The 22,195-nt window shown below is 56.2% G+C and carries 23 protein-coding genes and 1 tRNA gene; 13 read left to right on the forward strand and 11 right to left on the reverse strand.

The genetic code is table 11. The annotated features are described in order from the left end of the window. Positions 1–118 precede the first annotated feature (118 nt). Genes WD071_RS05415 through ychF form a run of 3 tightly spaced genes read left to right on the forward strand, consistent with a single transcriptional unit; the run spans position 119 to position 2,522 of the window. Positions 119–769 (forward strand): 50S ribosomal protein L25/general stress protein Ctc, encoded by a 651-nt coding sequence (locus WD071_RS05415; protein ID WP_368047330.1) that lies wholly within the window; start codon positions 119–121, stop codon positions 767–769. Positions 770–781: 12 nt separating this feature from the next. Then, positions 782–1,384: an aminoacyl-tRNA hydrolase gene (gene pth, locus WD071_RS05420; protein WP_368047331.1), complete on the forward strand. Its 603-nt coding sequence runs from the start codon at positions 782–784 to the stop codon at positions 1,382–1,384. Between the two features lie 46 nt (positions 1,385–1,430). Then, a complete protein-coding gene (gene ychF / locus WD071_RS05425) occupies positions 1,431–2,522 on the forward strand; it encodes a redox-regulated ATPase YchF (protein ID WP_368047332.1) in 1,092 nt (363 codons plus the stop codon). Here ychF and WD071_RS05430 read toward each other — a convergent pair. Next, positions 2,512–3,891: an amidase gene (locus tag WD071_RS05430; RefSeq protein ID WP_368047446.1), complete on the reverse strand. Its 1,380-nt coding sequence runs from the start codon at positions 3,889–3,891 to the stop codon at positions 2,512–2,514. The two genes, ychF and WD071_RS05430, sit on opposite strands and share 11 nt — an antisense overlap. A 274-nt stretch (positions 3,892–4,165) precedes the next feature. On the opposite strand from WD071_RS05430, the gene WD071_RS05435 reads away from it, so the two are divergent. Next, a tRNA-Met gene (locus tag WD071_RS05435) sits at positions 4,166–4,242 on the forward strand. Positions 4,243–4,431: 189 nt separating this feature from the next. Next, the gene (locus WD071_RS05440) at positions 4,432–5,172 is read left to right on the forward strand and encodes a VC0807 family protein (protein WP_368047333.1); all 741 of its coding nucleotides are present in this window, start codon (positions 4,432–4,434) and stop codon (positions 5,170–5,172) included. On the opposite strand, the gene WD071_RS05445 is transcribed toward WD071_RS05440, so the two are convergent. The 4 genes from WD071_RS05445 to WD071_RS05460 form a co-directional block, all read right to left on the reverse strand. After that, positions 5,169–6,230, reverse strand: a complete 1,062-nt coding sequence (locus WD071_RS05445; protein WP_368047334.1) for an ABC transporter ATP-binding protein — start codon at positions 6,228–6,230, stop codon at positions 5,169–5,171. The genes WD071_RS05440 and WD071_RS05445 overlap by 4 nt on opposite strands. Then, positions 6,214–7,884 carry an ABC transporter permease gene (locus WD071_RS05450; protein WP_368047335.1) on the reverse strand — a complete coding sequence of 557 codons (1,671 nt, stop codon included), beginning with the start codon at positions 7,882–7,884 and terminating at the stop codon, positions 6,214–6,216. The genes WD071_RS05445 and WD071_RS05450 overlap by 17 nt, the downstream gene beginning before the upstream one ends. A gap of 19 nt (positions 7,885–7,903) precedes the next feature. Continuing rightward, positions 7,904–8,962, reverse strand: a complete 1,059-nt coding sequence (locus tag WD071_RS05455) for a Fe(3+) ABC transporter substrate-binding protein (protein WP_368047336.1) — start codon at positions 8,960–8,962, stop codon at positions 7,904–7,906. 96 nt (positions 8,963–9,058) lie between these two features. Next, the gene (locus WD071_RS05460) at positions 9,059–10,111 is read right to left on the reverse strand and encodes a hypothetical protein (RefSeq protein WP_368047337.1); all 1,053 of its coding nucleotides are present in this window, start codon (positions 10,109–10,111) and stop codon (positions 9,059–9,061) included. Positions 10,112–10,379: 268 nt separating this feature from the next. Between WD071_RS05460 and WD071_RS05465 the strand changes: the two genes are divergently transcribed. From WD071_RS05465 to WD071_RS05475, 3 genes are read left to right on the forward strand one after another with little or no spacing between them, the layout of a single operon-like run. Further along, positions 10,380–10,895, forward strand: coding sequence for a hypothetical protein (locus tag WD071_RS05465; RefSeq protein WP_368047338.1), 516 nt, complete (start codon positions 10,380–10,382; stop codon positions 10,893–10,895). Further along, on the forward strand, positions 10,895–11,599 hold the full coding sequence (locus WD071_RS05470; protein ID WP_368047339.1) for a HupE/UreJ family protein: 705 nt from the start codon (positions 10,895–10,897) through the stop codon (positions 11,597–11,599). Before WD071_RS05465 ends, WD071_RS05470 begins: the two co-directional genes overlap by 1 nt. A 31-nt stretch (positions 11,600–11,630) precedes the next feature. Continuing rightward, positions 11,631–12,185 (forward strand): hypothetical protein, encoded by a 555-nt coding sequence (locus WD071_RS05475; protein ID WP_368047340.1) that lies wholly within the window; start codon positions 11,631–11,633, stop codon positions 12,183–12,185. Positions 12,186–12,267: 82 nt separating this feature from the next. On the opposite strand, the gene WD071_RS05480 is transcribed toward WD071_RS05475, so the two are convergent. The 5 genes from WD071_RS05480 to WD071_RS05500 form a co-directional block, all read right to left on the reverse strand. After that, positions 12,268–12,714: a DUF6152 family protein gene (locus WD071_RS05480; protein ID WP_368047341.1), complete on the reverse strand. Its 447-nt coding sequence runs from the start codon at positions 12,712–12,714 to the stop codon at positions 12,268–12,270. Positions 12,715–12,876: 162 nt separating this feature from the next. After that, positions 12,877–13,803, reverse strand: coding sequence for a hypothetical protein (locus WD071_RS05485; RefSeq protein ID WP_368047342.1), 927 nt, complete (start codon positions 13,801–13,803; stop codon positions 12,877–12,879). Positions 13,804–13,888: 85 nt separating this feature from the next. Next, on the reverse strand, positions 13,889–14,575 hold the full coding sequence (locus tag WD071_RS05490) for a 2OG-Fe(II) oxygenase (RefSeq protein ID WP_368047343.1): 687 nt from the start codon (positions 14,573–14,575) through the stop codon (positions 13,889–13,891). Further along, positions 14,576–15,445, reverse strand: a complete 870-nt coding sequence (locus tag WD071_RS05495) for a hypothetical protein (RefSeq protein WP_368047344.1) — start codon at positions 15,443–15,445, stop codon at positions 14,576–14,578. A 48-nt stretch (positions 15,446–15,493) separates the two neighbouring features. After that, positions 15,494–16,582, reverse strand: a complete 1,089-nt coding sequence (locus WD071_RS05500; RefSeq protein ID WP_368047345.1) for an MJ1255/VC2487 family glycosyltransferase — start codon at positions 16,580–16,582, stop codon at positions 15,494–15,496. A 151-nt stretch (positions 16,583–16,733) separates the two neighbouring features. Between WD071_RS05500 and WD071_RS05505 the strand changes: the two genes are divergently transcribed. The 5 genes from WD071_RS05505 to WD071_RS05525 all read left to right on the forward strand — a co-directional run bounded on the left by WD071_RS05505 (position 16,734) and on the right by WD071_RS05525 (position 21,579). After that, positions 16,734–17,012, forward strand: coding sequence for an exodeoxyribonuclease VII small subunit (locus WD071_RS05505; RefSeq protein ID WP_368047346.1), 279 nt, complete (start codon positions 16,734–16,736; stop codon positions 17,010–17,012). Next, positions 17,009–17,914, forward strand: coding sequence for a polyprenyl synthetase family protein (locus WD071_RS05510; RefSeq protein WP_368047347.1), 906 nt, complete (start codon positions 17,009–17,011; stop codon positions 17,912–17,914). Before WD071_RS05505 ends, WD071_RS05510 begins: the two co-directional genes overlap by 4 nt. A 195-nt stretch (positions 17,915–18,109) precedes the next feature. After that, positions 18,110–20,026 (forward strand): 1-deoxy-D-xylulose-5-phosphate synthase, encoded by a 1,917-nt coding sequence (dxs, locus tag WD071_RS05515; RefSeq protein ID WP_368047348.1) that lies wholly within the window; start codon positions 18,110–18,112, stop codon positions 20,024–20,026. 37 nt (positions 20,027–20,063) lie between these two features. After that, positions 20,064–20,672 (forward strand): cob(I)yrinic acid a,c-diamide adenosyltransferase, encoded by a 609-nt coding sequence (cobO, locus tag WD071_RS05520; protein ID WP_368047349.1) that lies wholly within the window; start codon positions 20,064–20,066, stop codon positions 20,670–20,672. Positions 20,673–20,694: 22 nt separating this feature from the next. Next, positions 20,695–21,579, forward strand: coding sequence for a cobalamin-binding protein (locus tag WD071_RS05525; RefSeq protein WP_368047350.1), 885 nt, complete (start codon positions 20,695–20,697; stop codon positions 21,577–21,579). 22 nt (positions 21,580–21,601) lie between these two features. On the opposite strand, the gene ribA is transcribed toward WD071_RS05525, so the two are convergent. Beyond that, complete coding sequence (gene ribA / locus WD071_RS05530; RefSeq protein WP_368047351.1) at positions 21,602–22,189, reverse strand: GTP cyclohydrolase II; 588 nt, start codon at positions 22,187–22,189, stop codon at positions 21,602–21,604. Positions 22,190–22,195: the final 6 nt, after the last annotated feature.

Consider the following 22,195-nt stretch of genomic DNA (forward strand, 5'->3'; position numbering starts at 1 on the left):
AACTGAATTTCCATCCGGAAATTTACACCGGGGTATTGATTTGACAGTGCCCCTTTTACCGACACGTCTGCGTAACCGGTCGCAAGTGAAACAGACGTTTTAAAACTGGAGACATAACATGTCTAATGAGTTTGATCTGAATGCAACAGCCAGAGAAGACCTGGGGAAAGGTGCGAGCCGCCGCCTGCGTCGTCTGGCCGATGAAGTCCCGGCGATTATTTACGGTGGCAGCAAAGCCCCGCAAAATGTTGCCATCCCGCACAAGGACATCCTGAAAGCAACGTCCAACGAAGCGTTTTTCTCGCACATCATCACCCTTCACGTTGATGGCAAGAAAGAACAGGTTGTTATCAAGGACCTGCAGCGCCACCCGGCCAAGCCACGTATCATGCACGCTGATTTTCAGCGCGTCAGCGCCAAGCAGACCATTCACGTCAAAGTGCCTGTTCACCTGCTTAACGAAGACAAGTGTAAAGGCGTCAAGACTGGCGGCGGCAGCATCCTGAAGACCATGTCCGAAATTGAGGTCATCTGTCTGCCCAAAGACCTGCCGGAATATCTGGAAATCGACATGATCGATCTCGATGTGGGCGAAGCCATTCACATCTCCCAGATCAACTTCCCCAAGGGTGTCACCAGTCTCGAGCTGTCACACGGCAACGACTCTGACCACGACCACGCCGTGGTAACAGTCCAGCCGCCACGCGGCGGTCTGCTGGATGGTGAAGACGAAGATGGCGAAACCGACGAAGAAACCACTGAAGAGTGATTTTCGCCCGCTATGAGCACTGAACCGCTCAAACTTATTGTGGGCCTGGGTAACCCCGGCCCACAATACCGTTTTAACCGACACAACGTCGGTGTCTGGTTCCTGCAGGCGATCTGCCAGCAGTACCAGGGTGAACTGCGACCGGAATCCCGTTTCCACGGCGAAACCGGTCGTGTTCATATTGATGGTCAGGACATACGCCTGCTCTTTCCTACCACGTTCATGAATCGCAGCGGCCTGTCGGTAGCGGCACTATGCCATTACTTCGACATTACCCCTGCACAGATGCTGGTGGCCTATGATGAAATCGATTTCCCGGTTGGCACCACCCGCCTCAAAGCCGGCGGTGGTCACGGTGGCCACAACGGCATTCGGGACATCATTAATGCTCTGGGTGGTGAACGCGGATTCTATCGCCTGCGCATAGGCGTCGGGCATCCCGGCGACAAAAGCAAGGTTGCCAACTATGTATTGAGTAACCCGGGCAAGGATGACAGCATCCAGATTGAGCATGATCTGGATCAGGCCCTGCGCGTACTGCCAGTCGCGGCCAGTGGTTTATGGAATAAAGCCATGCTCGAACTCCACAGCCAAAGCGCGCCACCAGGCGAGTAAAGACACCTCTACCCCAAAATAACAGCTGACTACAGGATTCATACTCATGGGTTTCAAATGCGGTATCGTTGGTTTGCCCAACGTTGGTAAGTCCACTTTGTTCAATGCCCTGACCAAAGCCGGCATTGCGGCAGAGAACTTTCCCTTCTGCACCATCGAGCCCAACTCCGGCATCGTCCCCATGCCCGATCCGCGGCTGGATGTACTGACTGACATTGTTAAACCGCAAAAAACCATTCCTACCAGCATGGAGTTTGTCGACATCGCAGGTCTGGTTGCCGGTGCCTCCAAAGGTGAAGGCCTGGGCAATAAATTCCTGGCCAATATCCGCGAAACCGATGCCATCGCACATGTCGTACGCTGTTTTGAAGACAGCAATATCGTGCACGTCGCCGATGCCATTAACCCGGAAGCAGATATCGAAACCATCAACACAGAACTGGCGCTGGCCGACCTGGAAAGTGTGGAGAAAGGTATTCAGCGCCTGACCCGTGTCGCCAAAGGCGGCGACAAAGACGCGGTGCGCCAGATCGCCCTGTTTGAACGTGTACGTGAACACCTGGACACTGCCCGACCGGTACGCACTCTGGGGTTGAATAAAGACGAGGTCGCCGACATTTACGGTCTGCACCTGCTCACCATCAAACCGACCATGTACATTGCCAATGTCGACGAAAACGGCTTTGATAACAATCCGTTGCTGGATCGCGTCGCCGCGGTGGCTGAAGCCGAGGGCGCAGTGCTGGTCCCCATCTGCAACAAGCTGGAATCGGAAATTGCAGAACTGGCCGATGACGAAAAACTGGAATTCCTGCAGGACCTGGGCATGGATGAGCCCGGCCTGGATCGTGTGATCCGCGCCGGTTATCAGTTGCTGGGGTTACAGACCTACTTCACTGCGGGCGTGAAAGAAGTGCGTGCCTGGACCATAAAGGCCGGCTCAACAGCACCGCGTGCGGCGGCGGCGATTCACACCGATTTTGAGCGCGGTTTCATTCGCGCCGAAGTGATTGGTTACGACGACTTTGTTGCCGGCAAAGGTGAACAGGGCGCCAAGGATGCCGGCAAGTGGCGCCTGGAAGGCAAGGAATACATCGTGCAGGATGGCGATGTGATTCACTTCCGGTTTAACGTGTAGCCACCAGTTGCGGGCGCTGCTCCAGATAAGGGACCAAGGCTTCATACGCCAGGGCAAATTCCAGCACGCGTTTGTCGGCTCCGTAGGGGCCGATTACCTGCATCCCCATGGGCCTTCCATCAGCATCAAAGCCTGCCGGTACATTAACGACAGGTAATCCTGCAAGGCTGGCAAGCACCACCACCTCCATCCATCGATGATAGGTATCCATCTGCTGCCCATTGATTTGCGCAGGCCAGTGAATATTCTTGTCAAAGGGGAAAACCTGAGAGGACGGCAGCACCAGAAAATCATAACGTTCAAACAACCCTGCCACGGCTTTATACAATTCCTCGCGCAAAACGTCGGCCACTTGCATGTCCTCGTTCGTCAACCCCAGGCCTTGCTCGATTTCCCAGATCAATTCAGGTTTCAGCAACTGATGGGTAGCCGGATCATGATAGAACGCTTCCATCCGCTGCCTGGATGCATGGCGCAGCGTAGTCCACGACAACCATAACAAGGCAGGGTCCATGGGCAATGTCGCATGCGTAACAATGACGCCCTCTTCTTCAAGCACCTCGAGATTCGCCTCACACAAACCCAGGATGCCGGGTTCGACTGCCAGGTAGTGTTGCAGGTCACCCAGCCAGCCGATACGTAAGTCCGGCAGCTCCAATCTGGCGTAAGCCCCACGCTCAACACCTGTCATGGTATGCAGCAATTGAATGGTATCTTCAGTATTGCGCCCCATCGGCCCGGACGCAGACAATGATCTTTCGCCATCGGACTGACTGGCACTGGGCCGAAAGCCAATGACGTTATTGAATGCGCCCGGGTTCCGCACTGATCCCATCATGTCACTGCCATCGGCGACGGGAACCATTTGCGTACCCAAGGCGCTGGCTGCACCCCCGCTACTGCCGCCAGCGGTCAAATCGGGGTCATATGCGCTGCCCGTGGCACCGAATACAGGATTATAGGTCTGCGAGCCCAGACCGAACTCAGGGGAATTCGTTTTGCCCACAAAAATGGCACCCGACCCACGTAAGCGCGCCACCATGGGGCTGTCCTGCTCTGCAACCCTGTCGGCGTACATCGGTGATGCGCTGGTATGAATAAGGCCTCTGACCGCTGCCAGGTCCTTCACTGCATGTGGCATTCCGTGCATCCAGCCACGGTATTCCCCACGTGACAGAGCCAGGTCTGCAGAGCGGGCCTGTTGCAACAGCTCACTATCATCGACTTCACCGACAATTGCGTTGTAAACCGGGTTGTAACGCCGGATCCGGGCCAGATAGGCTTGCATGACTTCTGCACAACTGACATGGCGCGCGCTGATAGCGGAAGACAGCTCGGTTGCACTCATGGCGGTTATGTCTGCTGGCAACTCGGCAGCGCTTAACCCCGGCAGCCACGAATTCCAGCAAAGTATGGAACCAGCAGTGCCAACACTCTTCCGAAGAAAGCTACGACGATCCATCTTAAACTCCTGTCAGTGAGTATGCTTACATGATGGAACAAGCAATTTACAGACCAAGGGGCCTGGATACCCGGCTTTACGTCCTGGAACCGAGGTCGCTTTGCCTGAAAAATTGATGTTCCGACGTACTCAGGATCTTGACAAAAGGTTGCTAAATGGACAGAATGCGCATCCTCTTAATGGCTACGTAGCTCAGTTGGTTAGAGCACAGCATTCATAATGCTGGGGTCGGTGGTTCAAGTCCACCCGTAGCTACCATATCAGGACACCGGTGCAGCTTATGCCGCTGTCATGACGGTGTTGCAGAATGCCCCGACGTCACGCGCCGGGGCATTTTTTTTAGATTCATTGCGAGGATTTCCGTATACTGCGGCGTCATGCTTTATATACGCCGCTTTGTAAATCTACAGGGTTAATTTGCAGGGTTAATAACAGGTATCCGGATTCATGACCGACAGCTCCTCTGCCAACACACCGCCTCCGACAGACAAAACCGGGAAACCTCGCGGCGGCTTTCTCGGAAATCTTGCCTTTAACATCCTGATCCCCGTCATTATCTTAAGCCGGTTCAGCGGCGATGACAGCCTGGGGCCAACCTGGGGCATTGTCATCGCGCTGGCCTTCCCGATTGGTTACGGCCTCTGGGATCTGCGCGAATCAGGCAAAATCAACCCCTTCTCGGTGCTGGGCGTGGTCAGTGTTTTCCTGACCGGTGGCATCAGTCTGCTGGAGCTGGATCCGCAGTACATTGCCATCAAGGAAGCGGCCATCCCTGCCGTCATCGGCCTGGCCGTGCTGATCAGTCAACGCACCCGCTTTCCGCTGGTCAAGACGCTAATACTCAACGCCCAGATGATTCGTGTTGACGCGCTGTACTCGGCGCTGGCAGCCAAAGGCAATACCGCCGTATTCGAACGCCGACTGTCGCAGGCGTCACTGATTATTGCCGGGTCGTTCGGATTGTCATCCGCGCTCAATTACATCCTGGCGCGCATCATTCTGGTGAGCCCACCGGGTACCACAGCGTTCAATGAAGAGCTTGGGCGCATGACGGCACTGAGCTATCCGGTGATCGCCCTGCCCAGTATGATTGTGCTATTGATCGCAATCTGGTTTGTGTTCTCCCAGATCAAACGGCTGACAGGCGAAAGTCTGGAGCACTTCCTGGTAGATCAGACCAAGAGCTAAACGCTGGCTTCTGCTTCCAGCGGAAACACCACCAGGTGATCCATTTCCACACGGATACCTATCTGCATACCCTTGGCATGCACATGATGGCTCGGTACCAGGCTCTGTACCTGAGCACCGCTGGCCAGCGCCAGCGTGTACATGAATTCTGCGCCGCGGAACGCCTTCGCCAGCACTTTGGCAGTGGCCGGACTATCGTCGTCGTGAATCACATCATCGGGCCTGATCAATACCGACACCAGCGCGCCTACCTCATGACCAAGAGCCTGATCAGAATGCAGCACACCCAACTCGGTGCTCACTGAAACATCATCGACAACGGTGCCAGGCAGAAACACACCCTCACCAACAAAGTCGGCCACGTAGGCCGTTGCCGGCTCATGGTAAAGCGCAAACGCGGTGCTCCATTGCAACAGTTGTCCGGCGCGCATAACGCCAATCTCGTCAGCCATGGCGAAGGCTTCAAGCTGGTTGTGGCTGACCAGTATCGAAGTGATGCCATCCTGCTTGAGCACCTCGCGAATCTCGCGGGCGATATCTTCGCGCAACTCCACATCCAGACTGGCGAAGGGTTCATCCAGCAGCAGAATTGTTGGTTTGGGCGCCATCGCGCGCGCAATCGCAACCCGTTGCTGCTGACCGCCGGACAGACGATGCGGAAAGGCCAGTAACAAATCACCGATGTGCAGCATATCGGCAAGCGCATTGATGCGGCGCTCACGTTCCGCGGCGTTAACATGTCTCAGACCAAAGGCAATATTTTCTTTCACGGTCAGATGCGGGAACAGTGCATAGTCCTGAAACACCATGCCTACCTGACGCTTTTCCACTGGCAGTTGAAACCCGGGCTCACTCACCAGTTGACCGGCCACACTGACGTGACCGCTGGTCACCGCTTCAAAGCCCGCAATTGCCCGCAACAGGGTAGTCTTGCCGCAGCCACTGGGGCCGAGCAGACAACCGATATCACCTTCATTCAGGCGCAGGTCAATATGTTGAACGATGGGCGTTTTCTCCAGTGCCACCGAAACATTGTTCAATTCAAGTGCGTACGTCATGACCGGGCCTGGATCCAGAAATCGATAGACTGATGATGATAACAGGAATAATGCCGGCCAGAACAATCATCAGCGCAGATGCCGCAGCTTCTGTCAGACGCTCCTGATTTGCCAGCTCATAGGTACGAATGGCCAGTGTATTGAAATTGAATGGTCGCAGTATCAAGGTAGCAGGTAGCTCTTTTAATACATCAACAAAAACCAACAGGCTTGCTGTCAACAGACTGCCGCGCAACATGGGAATATGAATACGGCGCAGAATCTGCCAGGAGCCCATGCCCATTGAACGCCCGGCATCGTCCATGCTGGGCCTGATTTTACTCAGCCCCGCGTCCACCGTGTTCATTGCCACCGGCAGAAAGCGCACGATATAGGCAAACACCACCGCGACCAGGGTGCCACTGAAAATCAGTCCAGTGGAGATATCAAACCGCGCCTGCATCCAGGCATCAATCGAGTTATCCACCCAGGCGAAAGGAATCAGCACACCCACAGCAATAACCGTACCCGGTATGGCATAACCCAGACTGAGCACACGCACGCTGCCGCGCATCAGCATCATGGGTTGCAGGCGTTTGGCGTAACTGATGAACAGACCCAGCACCAGCGCGATCACAGCTGCTGTCAGGGCCAGCCGCAGACTGTTGAACAGAAGCGTGCCAAACGCACTGAAATCGACCAGGTGCCGCGTGTCCCAGGCCCAGTACGCCAGCTGCAGGAAAGGGATGAGAAACCCCAGCGCTACCGGGGCCGCACAAAAGGTCAATGCCAGCCATTTGCGCCAGCCATGCAATTGGATTTGCGGCAGCCGTGAATATTTGGTGCTGGTGTGGTGGTAGCGCGCCCGATTACGCGACCATTGTTCGGTCAGTACCAGCGCCAGAATGAACAACATCAGTACCGCCGACAGCTGCGCCGCGGCCGTGCTGCTGCCCATGCCAAACCAGGTGCGGAATATGCCGGTGGTGAAGGTGGATATGCCGAAGTACTGCACGGTACCGTAGTCAGCCAGCGTCTCCATCAACACCAGTGCCAGACCCGCTATGATGGCCGGACGCGCCAGCGGCACCGCAACACGGGTAAATGCGCGCCACGGTCCTGCGCCCAGCGTGCGGGACACTTCCAGCACGCATACCGACTGTTCAAGAAAAGCCATGCGGGAAAGCAGGTAGACGTAAGGGTACAGCACCAACGACAACATGGTGACTGCGCCCCCCAGGGAACGGATCTGCGGAAACCAGTAGTCGCCAAAGCGCAGGTCGAACGTTTCGCGGATAAACCCCTGCACCGGGCCGGTGACGTCGAGCATGCCGGTGTAGGTATAGGCAATGATATACGCAGGCATCGCCAGGGGCAGTACCAGTGCCCACTCCAGCAGACGACTGCCCGGAAACCGGTTCATGGTAACCAGCCATGCGGGTGCTACCCCAAGCACCAGCACCAACAGCCCTACCCCCGTCATCAGCATCAACGACTGAGCAATGTAATCCCACAACAGGGTATCTGCCAGGTGCGCCCAGACACCATCGCTGCCTGAGCCGATGGATGAGAACACCGTCAGTACCGGAACGCTGAGCAATAAACAAAGGGCAATAATCGCAATTATTGCCCCGTGTTTTACCATGGCTGTCTTTAGCGTAAACGATCCGGTCAAAGCGCTGCCATACCCCAGTTTATCTCCAGCCGGCTCTGTCCATTACACGCACGGCCTCGGCATTATGGATACCAAGCTGATCCAGCGCAAGCGGGTCGGCCTTGAATTCGCCCCAGGATTCCAGCGTGGCACTGACCGGAATATCGGCACGCACCGGATATTCGTTATTGGCTTCGGCGTACCAGGTCTGTGCATCATCACTCACCATGTACTCCAGCAATTGAATGGCCTCTGCACGGTTGGGCGCATGCTCGCTGACCCCTGCGCCACTGACATTGATGTGCGCGCCACGGCCATCCTGGTTGGGCCAGAACACGGCCACTGCCTGCGCCTGCTCCACCTGATCGTCGGAGGTAGCATTCAGCATCCCTGCCAGGTAGTAGGTGTTGACCACGGCGAGTTCACACTGACCAATGGCAACGGCGGCAATCTGATCACGGTCACCGCCCTGAGGATCACGTGCCATATTTGCAACCAGGCCGCGCGCCCACTCTTCAGTGGCCTCTGCGCCATGATGGCTGACCAGAGAAGCCGTCAGTGACTGGTTATAAATGTTGGATGATGAACGAATGCAGATCTTGCCTGCCCACTTCGGGTCAGCCAGATCTTCGTAGGTCGACAGCTGTGCCGGATCTACCCGTTCCCTGTCATACACAATGACACGTGAGCGCAGGGAGACGCTGAACCAGTGATTTTCCGCATCACGATACTGTTCCGGAATCTGCGAGTTCAAAACCGCTGACTCGACAGGTTGCAACAGGCCCATTTCCTCGGCCCGATGCAAGCGGCCGACATCCACAGTCAGCAGAATATCTGCGGGTGAGTTGGCGCCTTCCAGGTCCATCCTGGTAATCAATTCGTCGGCGCCGCCGGTGATCAGGTTGACGGTAATGCCGGTCTGCTCAGAGAAGCGATCAAGGATGGGCTTGATCAGATTTTCCTGGCGAGCTGAGTACACGTTGACCTCGGCAGCGCTGACAACACCCGCTGCCAGCACGCTCAGTGCCGCCAACGAGGACAAACAGGCTTTTTTAATTGATCGTGACGTGCCAACACGATTTTGCAATCCAAACAACATACCAACCTCCCGGAACAGAAATGTCTGAAAACCGGGATAATGATAATTGCTCTCATTTAGATTTGCAATTTATATATTCACCTCACTGCAAATCAGTTACTGCCCGGCATCTGCCTCTGCCCGTCGCGCACCCGCCAGAATCCCCGGCAGGCCATAGTTACCTTCATGACAGGCATATTCGTAAAGGCGCGCATCGCTGGTATTGAAGCTCATTTCACCGCGCCAGACCTGGGTGTAGTACACCGGATCCTCGACTTCAAACTCATACAGAATCTGATCGTCGGAGTAGCGGGTAAAACGCTCGATAACCCGCCCCTCATCAGACAGGTTGACCTGGGCACCACCGGCCTGTTGCGGATGCAGATGACGGGTTTCGACAACCAGCGTGTCACCTTCCCACCAGCCAACAGAGTCGCCGAGCCACTGCTGCAGCTCGGCAGGGCGATGCTCGCCATTGATGGGAATGATGCGTGCATCCTGGTTCATCTCAACCAGTATCATCAGGTAGTCGTCGGTCTGCACAAACTGGTAGTTGTTGTTATACAGCACATTCAGCATGGGAGGACCGCCGGTGCCGCCAAACCCTATCAGGCAGCGTTCTCCCAGCGAGCGGCCCTCGGGGCCATCGTTGCTGCTGAAATGGGCGCGAAACTCGCGACGCAATTGCTGTCCTTCTTCGGAGTAAGGAATGCGGCCGTCTGCCGGTTCAGTAATCCAGGATGTGCGGTGCTCACCTTTGACCACACCAAAACTGCTACCCGGATCAATCCAGAACGCATTGTAACCACGCCCCATGCCCAGATCCGAGCCATCCAGCAGCTCACCTGCCTGCAGATTGTCGTCAGTTGCCTGCCTGACATTTTGCGGATGCGCCGCGGTGACAGCGGCTACCTCATCGGGATCCAGCACCAGCTTGTCATAACGGTCGTTGCGCTGCAGGGTAGTAATCGACGCGTTGGTCCACAGGCCCTGAAAATCCGGTTTGCCCCCCGGTGTGCGCGGAGGCTCGTACGCCTCTTCCGCCGAATAGCCGGGCAAGCACACCAGCAAAGCTGTCAGACCCAACATAGGTGCCAGCAGGCGGCGCCCGGTTGATGTTGATAACGCGGCGAGTCCGCCTGCGCCCCCGGATAGTTCAGGATGAGTCATGGTCCCGATTCCCCTGTCATTATTGTTTAAGGAACAGGCTTCAAACTAAACCACCTGTGCCCAGGAATCAAGAACTGCTGCCGCTCGTGTATAGCCCCCGCCTATCGCCAGAAGCCCACGGGTATGAGGCAAAATGCCGCGCAGCAACAACGAACCCGTGTGTTGATATGCGATACTGTACGGGCTTATCATGAACGATTAAATTGTAGTCGGCCCGGGTTGGACACAATACCCTTCAAACGCGGCATGGCCTATCATGGGAAACTGTATGACATTCTCCAGACACCTGAAACCCTGCCTGTTGCTCAGCACCGCCCTGATCGCCGCCTGCGGTGAATCCGCCGTAGAACCCCCTGAGGTCAGCAGCGGACCTGAGTACAACCTGACGCTGAACATGACCGACTTCATGAATCGGGTATTGGAGCCCTCAGCTGATGCCCTTTGGCGTTCGGCAGGCTGGGTGCTGGACGAAGTGGACGGTTACTACGAGTTGTATCCCACTGATGACGAAGGCTGGCAACGTGTTGAAAATCAGGCTGCCATGATTGTCGAGGCGGGCAACGCCATGATGCTGCCCGGCCGCGCGCTGCCACAGAGCGAGTGGATGACCTATTCCCAAGCCATGAGCACCGTTGCCCTGACCGCCATGCAGGCCGCCAGAGAGCAGGACGAGGAAGCCCTGTTCCAGGCTGGTGCCCAGCTTTACAGCGTCTGTACTGCCTGCCATCAGGCGTTTAACCCGGAGATCCTGTCGCGCTTTGCGCCCGGCAGTCTCGCTGACTGATGGTTAGCGAACGCCCCATTAAACACATCCTGTTGCTGTTGACTGCGCTGGTATCGGCAACGCTGCTGGCTGGTGCGCAGGCACACAATATCGCTGACGGCGATGCCGCCTTTGTCGCCGGCAATGCCGGTGCGGCCGTGGTGCCGTTCATCTATCTCGGCGCCAAGCACATGGTGACCGGCTACGATCACCTGCTGTTTCTCGCCGGTGTTGTATTCTTTCTGTCACGCCCTGGCCAGATCGTCCAGTACGTTACTCTGTTCGCGATTGGCCACAGTATCACCCTGATCGTTGGCGTGCTGGCCAATATTCAGGCCAACGCCTACCTGATTGACGCCATCATCGCATTGTCCGTGGTTTACAAAGCACTCGAGAACATGGGCGCACTGCAAAGACTGGGGCGCTGGCATCCGGACACACGTCTGGCAGTGCTGGTATTCGGCCTGTTCCATGGCTTTGGTCTGGCCACCAGCCTGCAAGAACTTGAACTGAATCCCGACGGCCTGATTGTCAATCTCATCAGTTTCAACATTGGCGTGGAAATCGGACAGATCATCGGCCTTTCGCTGATTATTGCTGCCTTCAGCCTCTGGCGCCAACATCCGGGTTTCGACAGAACGGCCTTTGTCAGCAACGCAGCCTTGATGTGCGCAGGTTTTGTCCTGCTGATTTACCAGTTGACCGCCTGGCAGCTTGCCGGTTGATCCCGAAAACAATTCGCAGGAGATTCTAATCATGGAACAAAAACAGACGAACCGTCATCTGGCAGTTGCCATCAGCGCAGCATTTATCGCGGCAATCGCCATATTCGTGGCCATCATTCTGCCCGCTGAATTCGGTCGGGACCCTCTGGGTACCGGGCGCCTGCTGGGGCTCAGCGGTGTAGCGGAAACCACGGCCGATGCCCTCAACACACAGCTGGAAGTTCACAAAACAGATGAAGTCGAATTTATTCTGGAGCCGTTTCAGTCACTGGAATACAAGTACCTGATGGACCAGGGCAATGGCCTGGTCTACAGCTGGCGCGCTGATGGCGAGCTGTACTTTGACCTGCATGCGGAAAACATCACTGTTGAAGACTACGAGGAAAGCTATGCAGAGGGTGAAGCGGCTCAGGACATGGGGACCTATGAAGCAGCCTTCAACGGTATGCATGGCTGGTTCTGGGAGAACCGCGGTTTCGACAACGTCACTTTGCGCCTGAAAACATCAGGGTTCTATGTCAATGCCACCGAATACCGCGGTGGCGGCAGTACTGACCGCTCACTCACACCCGTATTCGAAAACTGACCCGACTGCAGAAACAGGACACACAAAAAAAGCGCCTGGCTGAACAAATTCAGGCAGGCGCTTTTGGTTTCAGACCAGGATTTTACTGCCCTGGATCAGCACCATCTTCCGGTGCTCCGATGCCTGATGAACCCATGAACAGTTTGCGACCATCCGGGAACGTGATATCGCGACCATTGGCGCGACACGCTGGCGAACACAGACGGTCTTTGCTCTGATAGCCGGTCACCACGATTTCTGTGCCAATTTCCAGTGAGTTGCGGTTGATGCCACGACGCAGCAGCGTGTTCGGCGTACCGCCCTCAGCCATCCAGGCCTGCTCACTGCCATCATCATTGGTGTGGCGCAGGTGGATCCAGGAATGGGGATTAATCCACTCCACACGTGTAATCGGACCACTGAGCGCCACCGGCAGGTTGGCATCAAATTCGGCAGAGAACGCGTGGTGCGCGGTTGCCGGCGTTTTTACGCCCATGGCAGCAATGCCACCAACGACTGCTACCGCAGCTACAAGCAGTTTCATTTTCATATTAATCACCCCTATTCATTTAGCTAAGCTAGGTAAAATTCTACATCTCTAGACACCCCGAATCCAGTGCGGATCGGGTCTGCCTGGCGCCTGACACCGGTCTTTGGTCTCATTATCCGGTGTCAAGCCTTAACACCACCTGAATACATCAAGTGCCGCCGTTCAGAACGGCATTGTCATGTTTTCTATCGGCTCGCCCTTACGGAAACGGCCAAACAGCAACTCTTCCACAAACTCCACACATTTGAACTGGGGGAGCTCGAAATTTTCTTCAAGTCTGCGATAAATCGGCATACTGATGGTCCATGGCTCGGTATAGAGCTGCGGATCCTCAATCGTGGCTTCGTATTGAATCACGTTCTCGTCCACCATGGTGTAACGCTCTGTTACGGTGGACTCCCATGACCGATAGTTACCCGCACGGTCATACCAGGTCTGATCGATCAGGCCCGACACCTCAACTACAAATGTGTCACCTTCCCAGTAACCATGGGACTGGCCCATCCAGGAGTCAATCGGCGCCTCACCCGGATCTTCCAGATATACATTGCGCACTGCGCCGGCAAACGAATACGCTATAAAAAACGCACTGTCGCTCTGGAATATCTGGAATGGATGCGGCAGATAGGTCGCGCGCGGAACACCTGGCATAAAACATTTGATCTCGGGATCACGCGCCAGCCAGTTTTCCCGGTTTTCATCGCGCTGAGCCAATGCTTCGGGCTTGTAAGGGATGTAACCGTCATTGGTGGTGATCACGCCCTGGCTGGCCGGCACGGCGCCGACTGCGCCCATTGCCACCACTTCCGGTGCCGGTACCGGCACAAAGTCACCCGGAACCATGGCGAAGGCCGATTTTGGTGGCGCCGGCTCCAGGTTATTGTTGGCATTGCTCAACACCTGCCAGATCCCATTCAGATCCGGTTTGCCATCAGGCGTACGCGGGATCGACGAAGCGGCTGTGCTGCTTTGAGCTTCAGCGGCAGGCGTCAGTTGAGTGGAAGTTTGTGGGTCGCCCGGTGAGCAGGCCAGAAAGCCTACGGCGACTGCAGCGGATAATAATTGTAATTTTTTGAACCCGTTAAGCATATTGTTATACACCTCCCCTTGTGATCGATCGATATAACCATTTCGGTTTTTAGCTGTCAAGCGCAAAAAGACAAGTGTCACAACGCTAGCGGGGAGGGTCGGGGCGATCGGCAACACTGCCGTTGACACGAAACCAGCCGGCGATACTGTAGCGGTCCCGGGTAGACGGCAACACCTCGTGCGGAACTTCGGTACTCAGAAACACCACGACCGTGCCGTACGCTGGCATGACTTTCTGCAGCGCAGCGTCGCCATCAACATCATAGACCACCAGTTCACCGCCATCAGCCAGTTGCCAGCCCGGGTTCAGATATGTCACCAGCGACACGACCCGCCGCGCACCCCGCTCGCTGCCATCAGGGCGAAACGCGTCAACATGCTTTTTGTAGAAATCACCCGGCTGGTAATGGGCAAAGTGCGATTCGAAGGAAAACAGTCCCAGAAATAACTGCCGATTCAGAAATGTCTGCAGTCGGCCACACCAGGCCAGCCATTGCTGTTCCGTCTCGCCGGTACCCTCTATCCACCTGATCCTGTCGCGCCGTATAAAGCGGTTAAGCACATGATCGCTGCTACGCCCGACACCCGCCAGTGCGAACCGACACTCGCTATCTGTCCTCACCTGCGCGAACAGATCAGCGGCCAGCCCCGACGGCAGCGCGTTTGCCACCACAACCCAGCCCTGATGCTGAAGCCCCAGAGCAATCTGCTCGAAAACGGAAAGTTCATGCCCCGGGCCGTCGCCCGGCGGCAGCATGTCAAGTGCGCCCAATCAGACCTCTTCCTGGCTGTTTTTCATGATCTGGTCCAGATAGGTGCTGGTGCGGGTAAGCTCATAACGCCTGAATTTGATACGCGGATGAAGCTCGCGCATGCGCGAGCTCAGCAGACCATGCGCCGAATGCAGCTGGGCGTCGGTGATGATGCCGTTATTGTCGCACTCGCGCGCCAGCTTCAATAAGCGGTCAAAGTTCACAATAAAGTTTTCAGTATGGGTCGTGCGGATCTGCGTACCGTAAAACAGGGGCAACAGGTTTTCACTGCGGCCCGACAGGATCAGGAAGCGGCGCGAGAATATCTCAAAATCGCCGGTGGCGAACTGATGCCACATTTCCATGAACTGGGCATCGCTGATACTGGCATCGCCAGTCGGCCCCTTGCTGGACTGCAACAGCAACCCGCTGATGCCGCCAAGCTGGCGCCGGGTGTTGTCGGCTATCTTAAAAAACGTTTCCTGCCGGGCATTGCGCTCATTAGCCGCCAGCGCCTCAGCCTGTCGTGCCGACACAACATTGCTGTGATAAAGCTCACGGTTATTCTGCGCCAGAATGGTTTGCTGGATAAACAGGCCAATCACCAGCCAAAGAAACGCCAGCGGGGCAAACGCGCCTTCCAGAAAATTACCCATCTCATCAATGGGCAACTCACCAAAATTGCCCCACCCCACGTTTGATGCAATGTACAGGACACCCATCAGCAGCCAGATCAGGGTGACAACCAGGCCAAACAGAATACGCCAGTCGCTGCGATCAAACGCGGTACTGCCGGACGCCGGCGCAGCAGCGGTCTCAGGTGCGGTCTCAGGTACCGTATCAGCTGACGTGTCAGATTGTCTGTTGTCATGTTCTCGTATATTCGGCATGTAACCACCCCAGGTAGGGCGGCAGAATACTGCGCCCCCGGGTGATGGTCAACACAGACGCGCGCCCGGAACAGCCAGGTCATCAGCCAGCAGACTCTCCAGCTTGCTTTTGATGGCAGAGTTGGCATCACGTCGACCCTGCTGCTGATGCCCGGCGGCATAAGCCATGACATTGGATTTTAATGTTGGCAGGCGGCCAAAGAAATCTTCGATCGATGCGCGATCCGGTTTCTGGACATTGACACCGAAACCCAGCTCTGCCAGACAAATTGCGTTCAGCTGTTGCTCAAACTGCCCGATCATCGGGAGCGCCAGATAGGGTTTGCCCAGGTAGATTGCTTCACTGATCAGGGTAAAACCGGCGGTCGCGACCACCGACTGGCAGCTTTCCAGGTCGCGCAGGAATCCTTCTGTGCTGAACGGGCGGTAGCACAGATTGCCATCAACACCGTCCCGGTTACAGCCATAAACAACAAACCGCTTATCGGGAAAGGATTTCAGAAGGGTCAGAAGGTGTTCAAAATGACTGGTCACGTAAACCAGGTGATGATCACCGTCATGTGGCTTGCAGGCCATGACTTCACGGCGCAAAATCGGTGGAAACAGAAATATGCGCTCATTCTTGCGCTCACCGTAATAATAGGTTGTCGCCAGCGCCACGGTCGGCGCCGGCACCATCAAACGAATCAGCAGCACCGTTATCCAGCGCGACAACAGTAGTCGTGGTGGTGAACGGAACTTCATGTAGCGCATACGGTGCTGGTTATCCAGGCTGATCAGGGGCAAACCCCGCAATGTCGCCAGCCACGCCGTCGTGGGCTCGAAGTCAGAGATGACGCAATCAGGCTGAAACGTCCTGAACTGTTCCAGCAAAGCCTTGATTCGTTGCACTGCCCTGCCGCCCCGACGCAGGTTGTGCCACAGGGTTTTAAGCGGTCTGACCCGGTTATTCTCACAGACGATATGAAGACCTTCTATTTCGATGGTCTCAAACTCCGCGCTCATATTCCGGTAGCCACGATCATAACTGACCACCCTGACTTCGTGTCCGCATGCCTGCAGATGCCGGGCCATCTCTGTTGCCCTTGAGGAATGTCCGGAACCTTCTCCCGATACGCCGTACAGTATTCGACTCATTAGTCGCCCTCCGTGTCAGCTTGCTGGTGGCAAGTATAGGGAAGAATTGTGACAATCCCGTTATGGCAGGGACGGCACTTTACCCGGGTGCATTGATTGCCATCCGCGTGCAGACCACGGATAATTCACTTCCCGAATGAAGGACGCAGTCATGGCAGCCAAAAACACCGCAAAAACCGACACAACTCAGTTGGCACCGGGCTTTGAAGAGTCAATGGCACAGCTGGAGACTCTGGTCAGCGACATGGAGGATGGCAACCTGAGCCTGGAAGAAGCCCTCAGCGCCTTCGAAACCGGCATCAAGCTCACCCGGCAGTGCCAGCAGGCACTTCAGGCAGCGGAACTGAAGGTGCAGATTCTCAGCAATCCGGACGGCGAACCGTCCGCCATGATTATCGATGACAACGGGCAAGACGAGGCCGAACCATGAGCCAGGTATCGCAGACCGATCTGCCGGCCTTCCTGCGGGACTGCCAGCAGCGCTGTGCTGAACAGATGGCTTTGCACCTGAACAACCTGCCATACATGCCCCTGCGGTTGACGGAAGCCATGCGCTACAGCACTCTGCTGGGCGGCAAGCGCATCCGCCCCGCACTGGTGTATGCCAGCGCCGATGCGGTAGCCGACAGCACACCTGCCGATGCCGATGTGGCGGCCTGTGCCATCGAATTCATGCATTGTTATTCACTGGTACATGATGACCTGCCAGCGATGGACAACGATGATCTGCGACGTGGCAAACCGACGCTGCACCGGGCGTTCGACGAGGCAACCGCCATACTCACCGGAGATGCGCTGCAGGCGCTGGCGTTTCAGATAATCGGTGACGCCGACAAAATCAAAGGCGAATTGCGCCTGCGCATGCTGCGTGTGCTGGCTCAATCGGCGGGCTGCCAGGGCATGATAGCCGGCCAGGGTATCGATCTGGCCGCGGTAGGCAAGTCGTTGAACGTCGACGAACTGGAAACCATGCATCGCTTGAAAACCGGCGCACTGATCAGCGCCAGCGTGGAACTGGGCGCACTCAGCGCCGGATGCACCGAGCCGCAAACGCTTGAGGCCTTGCGCCGGTACGCGCGCTGCATCGGCCTCGCATTCCAGGTGCAGGACGATATTCTCGATGTCATCAGTGATACCGCCGTCCTGGGCAAGACACAGGGCGCTGACGAAGCCCGCAACAAACCCACCTATGTGAGCCTGCTGGGCCTTGATGGTGCGCGCAGGAAGGCCGGCATACTGGTCGCGGAGGCAGCTGAGGCATTGTCGTCTCTGGGCCCGAGGGCTCGCATGCTGGACGCAATTGCCGGGTACATCACATCACGGCGACACTGACCACCGCGGCCATGAGCCCCAATATTAAAGGTTTGACCATGACACGGCTGTGGATTAACGTAGCTGACTATAAACTTAGACCACTTGGGCCAGATCGACTACTGGAACGATTTACCAATTTTTTGCTGACTGCCGGCTTTCTGCTGGCTGCTGGCACCTCACACGGCGCCGACGCGCAAGCTCAGGCTTACACCCATGCTTAATGAAATTCCTCTTAGCCGACCGGAAACACCGCTACTTGATCAGGTGAACTCACCGGCCGAACTGAAACAACTGGATCCGGAAATGTTCGTGGATCTGGCACGTGAGCTGCGTCAGTTTCTACTGTATTCGGTAGGCCAGACCGGCGGTCATTTTGGTGCCGGGCTGGGCGTGGTCGAATTGACGATTGCCCTGCATTATGTGTTCGACACCCCGGACGACAAACTGGTCTGGGATGTGGGTCACCAGAGTTACCCCCACAAAATTCTTACCGGTCGCCGGGAACAGATGTTGACCATGCGTCAGCCTGACGGACTGGCTGCCTTCCCCTGCCGCAGTGAAAGCGAGTATGACAGTTTCGGCGTCGGGCACTCCAGCACCTCGATCAGCGCCGCGCTGGGCATGATGGTTGCCGCCCGCCAGCAGGCACAGGATCGTCACATCATTGCCGTGATTGGCGATGGCGCGATGACAGCAGGCATGGCGTTTGAAGCGCTGAATCATGCCGGGGAACTGGACGACAATGTTCTGGTGATCCTGAACGACAACAATATGTCGATCTCCAAGAATGTAGGCGGACTATCGAGCTATTTTGCACGCATGTGGGCCAGCAAACCCTACAACTTCATCCGGTCGGGCAGCAAGAAGATGCTTTCTCATATCCCACCCGCCCTGAAAGCGGCGCATCGTGCCGAAGAGTACATGAAGGGAATGGTGTCACCCGGCACCTTGTTCGAAGAAATTGGCTTTAACTATATTGGTCTGGTCGATGGTCATGATACCCATCGCCTGATCGAAGTCCTGCAAAACATCAAGCAACTGCGTGGCCCGCAGCTGCTGCACATCGTGACGCAGAAGGGCAAGGGTTACGAGGCATCGGAGAACGATCCCTTTGGCATGCATGCGCTGACCAAGATTGAAGCCAAGCCTAAACGGCCATTGGCTGCCGGTCCGGACAGCCCGAATTATTCAAAGGTGTTCGGAGACTGGCTTATTGACATGGCCGCGCAGGACAACAAACTGGTCGCCATCACCCCTGCCATGAGCGGCGGCTCCGGCATGGACAAATTTGCCGAGCAATACCCGGAACGTTTTTATGATGTTGCCATCGCTGAACAACACGCTGTCACCTTCGCTGCCGGCATGGCCTGTGACGGGCTCAAACCGGTGGTCGCAATCTACTCCACATTCCTGCAGCGCGCTTACGATCAGTTCATTCATGATGTTGCATTGCAGAATCTGAATGTGCTGTTTGCCATCGACCGCGCTGGTTTGGTCGGCGAAGATGGCCCCACCCACGCAGGCAGCTTTGACCTGAGCTTCATGCGCTGCATTCCCAATCTGGTGATCATGGCGCCCAGTGACGAAAATGAATGTCGGCAAATGTTGACTACCGGGTTTCAACACACGGGCCCGGCGGCCGTGCGCTATCCGCGCGGCAAAGGGCCGGCGGCGGCAATCGAAACAGACATGCAGGCGCTTGCGCTGGGCAAGGCCCGGCTCAAACGCAAGGGCCACAAGGTGGTCATTCTGGCGTTTGGCAGTATGGTACAGCCAGCACTGACGGCGGGTGAAACACTGGATGCTACCGTGGTGGACATGCGCTTCATCAAACCACTGGACGAGTCCCTGATATGCGAGCTGGCTGGCCAGCACGCATTGATCGTTACCGTGGAAGAAAATGCTGTTGCCGGTGGTGCCGGCTCTGCTGTCAATGAGCTGTTGGTGCAGCGCGATTTCCAGATCCCTGTGCTTAATATAGGCCTGCCGGATACGTTTTTGCAGCATGGCCGCGTACCCGACATGCTTGCCTCGGTGGGCCTGGATCACGACGGCATCCTTAACGCCATAGAAAACAAACTGGCGCGCTGCAAGATACCTGCTCGTGCGCCGCAAGCCAGCGCCGAATAATTCAATGCATTCGTGAGAATCAATACCGGGAAGATTTATGGAGTCCAGCAGCGAACGTAACGCGCGGCACAAAAAAGCCATGCAACGCAAAAAAGAACATGTTGATCAACGCATCGCCGCAGCAACCATCGACAAGGGGCTAATCGTCGTGCTGACGGGCAATGGCAAAGGTAAAAGCTCGTCTGCCTTTGGCATGCTGGCACGCAGTGTCGGCCACGGATTGCGCTGTGGTGTGGTGCAATTTATCAAAGGACAATGGGAATGCGGGGAACACCTGCTGTTCAATCAACATCCGCTGGTGGAATTTCATGTCATGAATACCGGTTTCACCTGGGAAACCCAGGATCGTGAAGCGGATATCGAAGCTGCCGTGTCGACCTGGGCGCACGCAGAAACGCTACTGCAGAACCCTGATATCAAGGTGGTGCTGCTCGACGAGTTGACGTACATGCTGACCTACGGTTACCTGGACGCAGCCAGGGTGATCAAAGCCCTGAGCGACCGGCCGACAGATCAGCACGTTATTATCACGGGCCGTAATGCCAACCAGGCTCTGATTGATCTGGCGGATACTGTCAGTGACGTCACCGATGTCAAACATGCGTTTAATGCCGGCGTCCGCGTGCAAAAGGGTATTGATTATTAATCCTGGGGAGTTCATCAAGACCATGCCTGTCCTGAGTCGTGCCCTGATGATGATCGCGTTGCTGCTGCCGGGTTTTGCTGCCGGCAATGCTGACAACGCACTCAGCGTCACTGACGACAACGGCACACGCATCTCGCTGGATGCACCCGCCCGGCGCATCATCAGCCTGGCACCTTCAATGACCGAACTGCTGTTCAGCCTGGGTGCAGACCAGCAACTGGTCGGTGTCATGGACTACAGTGACTACCCGCCCGCCGCCCTGACGCTGCCGGTTGTCGGGCGTTACGACTCGCTGGATATGGAACGCATTGTCGCGTTGCAGCCGGACCTGATAGTGGCATGGCGCAGCGGCAATCCGCGTGGCGCGCTGAATCGCCTGGAGGCACTGGGCTTTCCTGTCTATGTCGCCGAACCCGATTCACTGCACAGCATCGGCGAGCACCTGGAACGTCTGGGCATTCTCTCTGGACACCCCTCGCAGGGCACTGAACTCAAGCGACAATTCAGCGCCCGCGTCAGGCAATTGCGTGAAGAATTCGGAGGCAAGGAAGCTGTCAGCGTGTTCTACCAGGTATGGCATGCGCCCATGATCAGCGTCGGCGGACAGGAGCTGATTAATGACATGATTCAACTGTGTGGCGGGGTGAATATCTTTGCCGGGTTGCCCGTCGGCCCCAAGGTAAACCTTGAGGACGTGCTGGCACGCAATCCGCAGGTCATCATCGCCAGCGGCTCATCTGCCGAGGCACCCGACTGGCTCGACGAGTGGCTGCGCTGGCCGCAACTGGACGCTGTCGCCGGTCAACACCTGTATGTCATCCCACCGGATCTGGTGCAACGTCATAGCATTCGTGCCTTGCAGGGCGCCCGTCAGATGTGCGGGCATATAGACCAGGCTCGCTCCTGAGCCTGTCCTCGCGCGACCAGACTCAACCCCGCAACAGATGCCCCATCTTGCTGACTTTTACCGCCAGATAACTCTCGTTGTGACTGTTGAGGCCGGTCTCAATGGGCACCCGCTCCGTCACCTTGATACCCAGCGACGTCAGCGCTGCAACCTTGACCGGGTTGTTGGTCAGCAGACGAACCTTATCCACGTCAAAATGCGCCAGCATGGGTTTGCAGACTTCATAGTCACGTCCGTCTGCTGCAAAACCCAGTTGTTCATTGGCTTCGACCGTATCGGCGCCTTCATCCTGCAGGGAATACGCCCGGATCTTGTTGAGCAGGCCTATGCCACGACCTTCCTGACGCAAATAAAGAATCATGCCGCAGCCTTCCTCTGCAATTTTCTGCATGGCATAACGCAATTGTGGTCCGCAGTCACAACGCAGACTGAACAGTGCATCCCCGGTCAGACATTCGGAATGCACGCGACACAACACCGGGCTGGCTGACAGATCCCCCATGGCCAGTACAACGTGCTCCTTGCCGGTTACCACATCCTCAAAACCATGAATGGTAAAATCCCCCCATTCAGTGGGCAGTGTTGCCTGCGCAACAAATTTGACTCTCACCTGATG

This window comes from Pseudohongiella sp., from assembly GCF_040877505.1.
Classification (GTDB): domain Bacteria; phylum Pseudomonadota; class Gammaproteobacteria; order Pseudomonadales; family Pseudohongiellaceae; genus Pseudohongiella.

Coding starts and splice junctions, on each gene's coding strand:
- WD071_RS05415 (WP_368047330.1), top strand. CDS start 119: ATGTCTAATGAGTTTGATCTGAATGCAACAGCCAGAGAAGACCTGGGG.
- pth (WP_368047331.1), top strand. CDS start 782: ATGAGCACTGAACCGCTCAAACTTATTGTGGGCCTGGGTAACCCCGGC.
- ychF (WP_368047332.1), top strand. CDS start 1,431: ATGGGTTTCAAATGCGGTATCGTTGGTTTGCCCAACGTTGGTAAGTCC.
- WD071_RS05440 (WP_368047333.1), top strand. CDS start 4,432: ATGACCGACAGCTCCTCTGCCAACACACCGCCTCCGACAGACAAAACC.
- WD071_RS05445 (WP_368047334.1), bottom strand. CDS start 6,230: ATGACGTACGCACTTGAATTGAACAATGTTTCGGTGGCACTGGAGAAA.
- WD071_RS05455 (WP_368047336.1), bottom strand. CDS start 8,962: ATGTTGTTTGGATTGCAAAATCGTGTTGGCACGTCACGATCAATTAAA.
- WD071_RS05460 (WP_368047337.1), bottom strand. CDS start 10,111: ATGACTCATCCTGAACTATCCGGGGGCGCAGGCGGACTCGCCGCGTTA.
- WD071_RS05465 (WP_368047338.1), top strand. CDS start 10,380: ATGACATTCTCCAGACACCTGAAACCCTGCCTGTTGCTCAGCACCGCC.
- WD071_RS05470 (WP_368047339.1), top strand. CDS start 10,895: ATGGTTAGCGAACGCCCCATTAAACACATCCTGTTGCTGTTGACTGCG.
- WD071_RS05475 (WP_368047340.1), top strand. CDS start 11,631: ATGGAACAAAAACAGACGAACCGTCATCTGGCAGTTGCCATCAGCGCA.
- WD071_RS05480 (WP_368047341.1), bottom strand. CDS start 12,714: ATGAAAATGAAACTGCTTGTAGCTGCGGTAGCAGTCGTTGGTGGCATT.
- WD071_RS05485 (WP_368047342.1), bottom strand. CDS start 13,803: ATGCTTAACGGGTTCAAAAAATTACAATTATTATCCGCTGCAGTCGCC.
- WD071_RS05495 (WP_368047344.1), bottom strand. CDS start 15,445: ATGCCGAATATACGAGAACATGACAACAGACAATCTGACACGTCAGCT.
- WD071_RS05500 (WP_368047345.1), bottom strand. CDS start 16,582: ATGAGTCGAATACTGTACGGCGTATCGGGAGAAGGTTCCGGACATTCC.
- WD071_RS05505 (WP_368047346.1), top strand. CDS start 16,734: ATGGCAGCCAAAAACACCGCAAAAACCGACACAACTCAGTTGGCACCG.
- WD071_RS05510 (WP_368047347.1), top strand. CDS start 17,009: ATGAGCCAGGTATCGCAGACCGATCTGCCGGCCTTCCTGCGGGACTGC.
- dxs (WP_368047348.1), top strand. CDS start 18,110: ATGCTTAATGAAATTCCTCTTAGCCGACCGGAAACACCGCTACTTGAT.
- cobO (WP_368047349.1), top strand. CDS start 20,064: ATGGAGTCCAGCAGCGAACGTAACGCGCGGCACAAAAAAGCCATGCAA.
- WD071_RS05525 (WP_368047350.1), top strand. CDS start 20,695: ATGCCTGTCCTGAGTCGTGCCCTGATGATGATCGCGTTGCTGCTGCCG.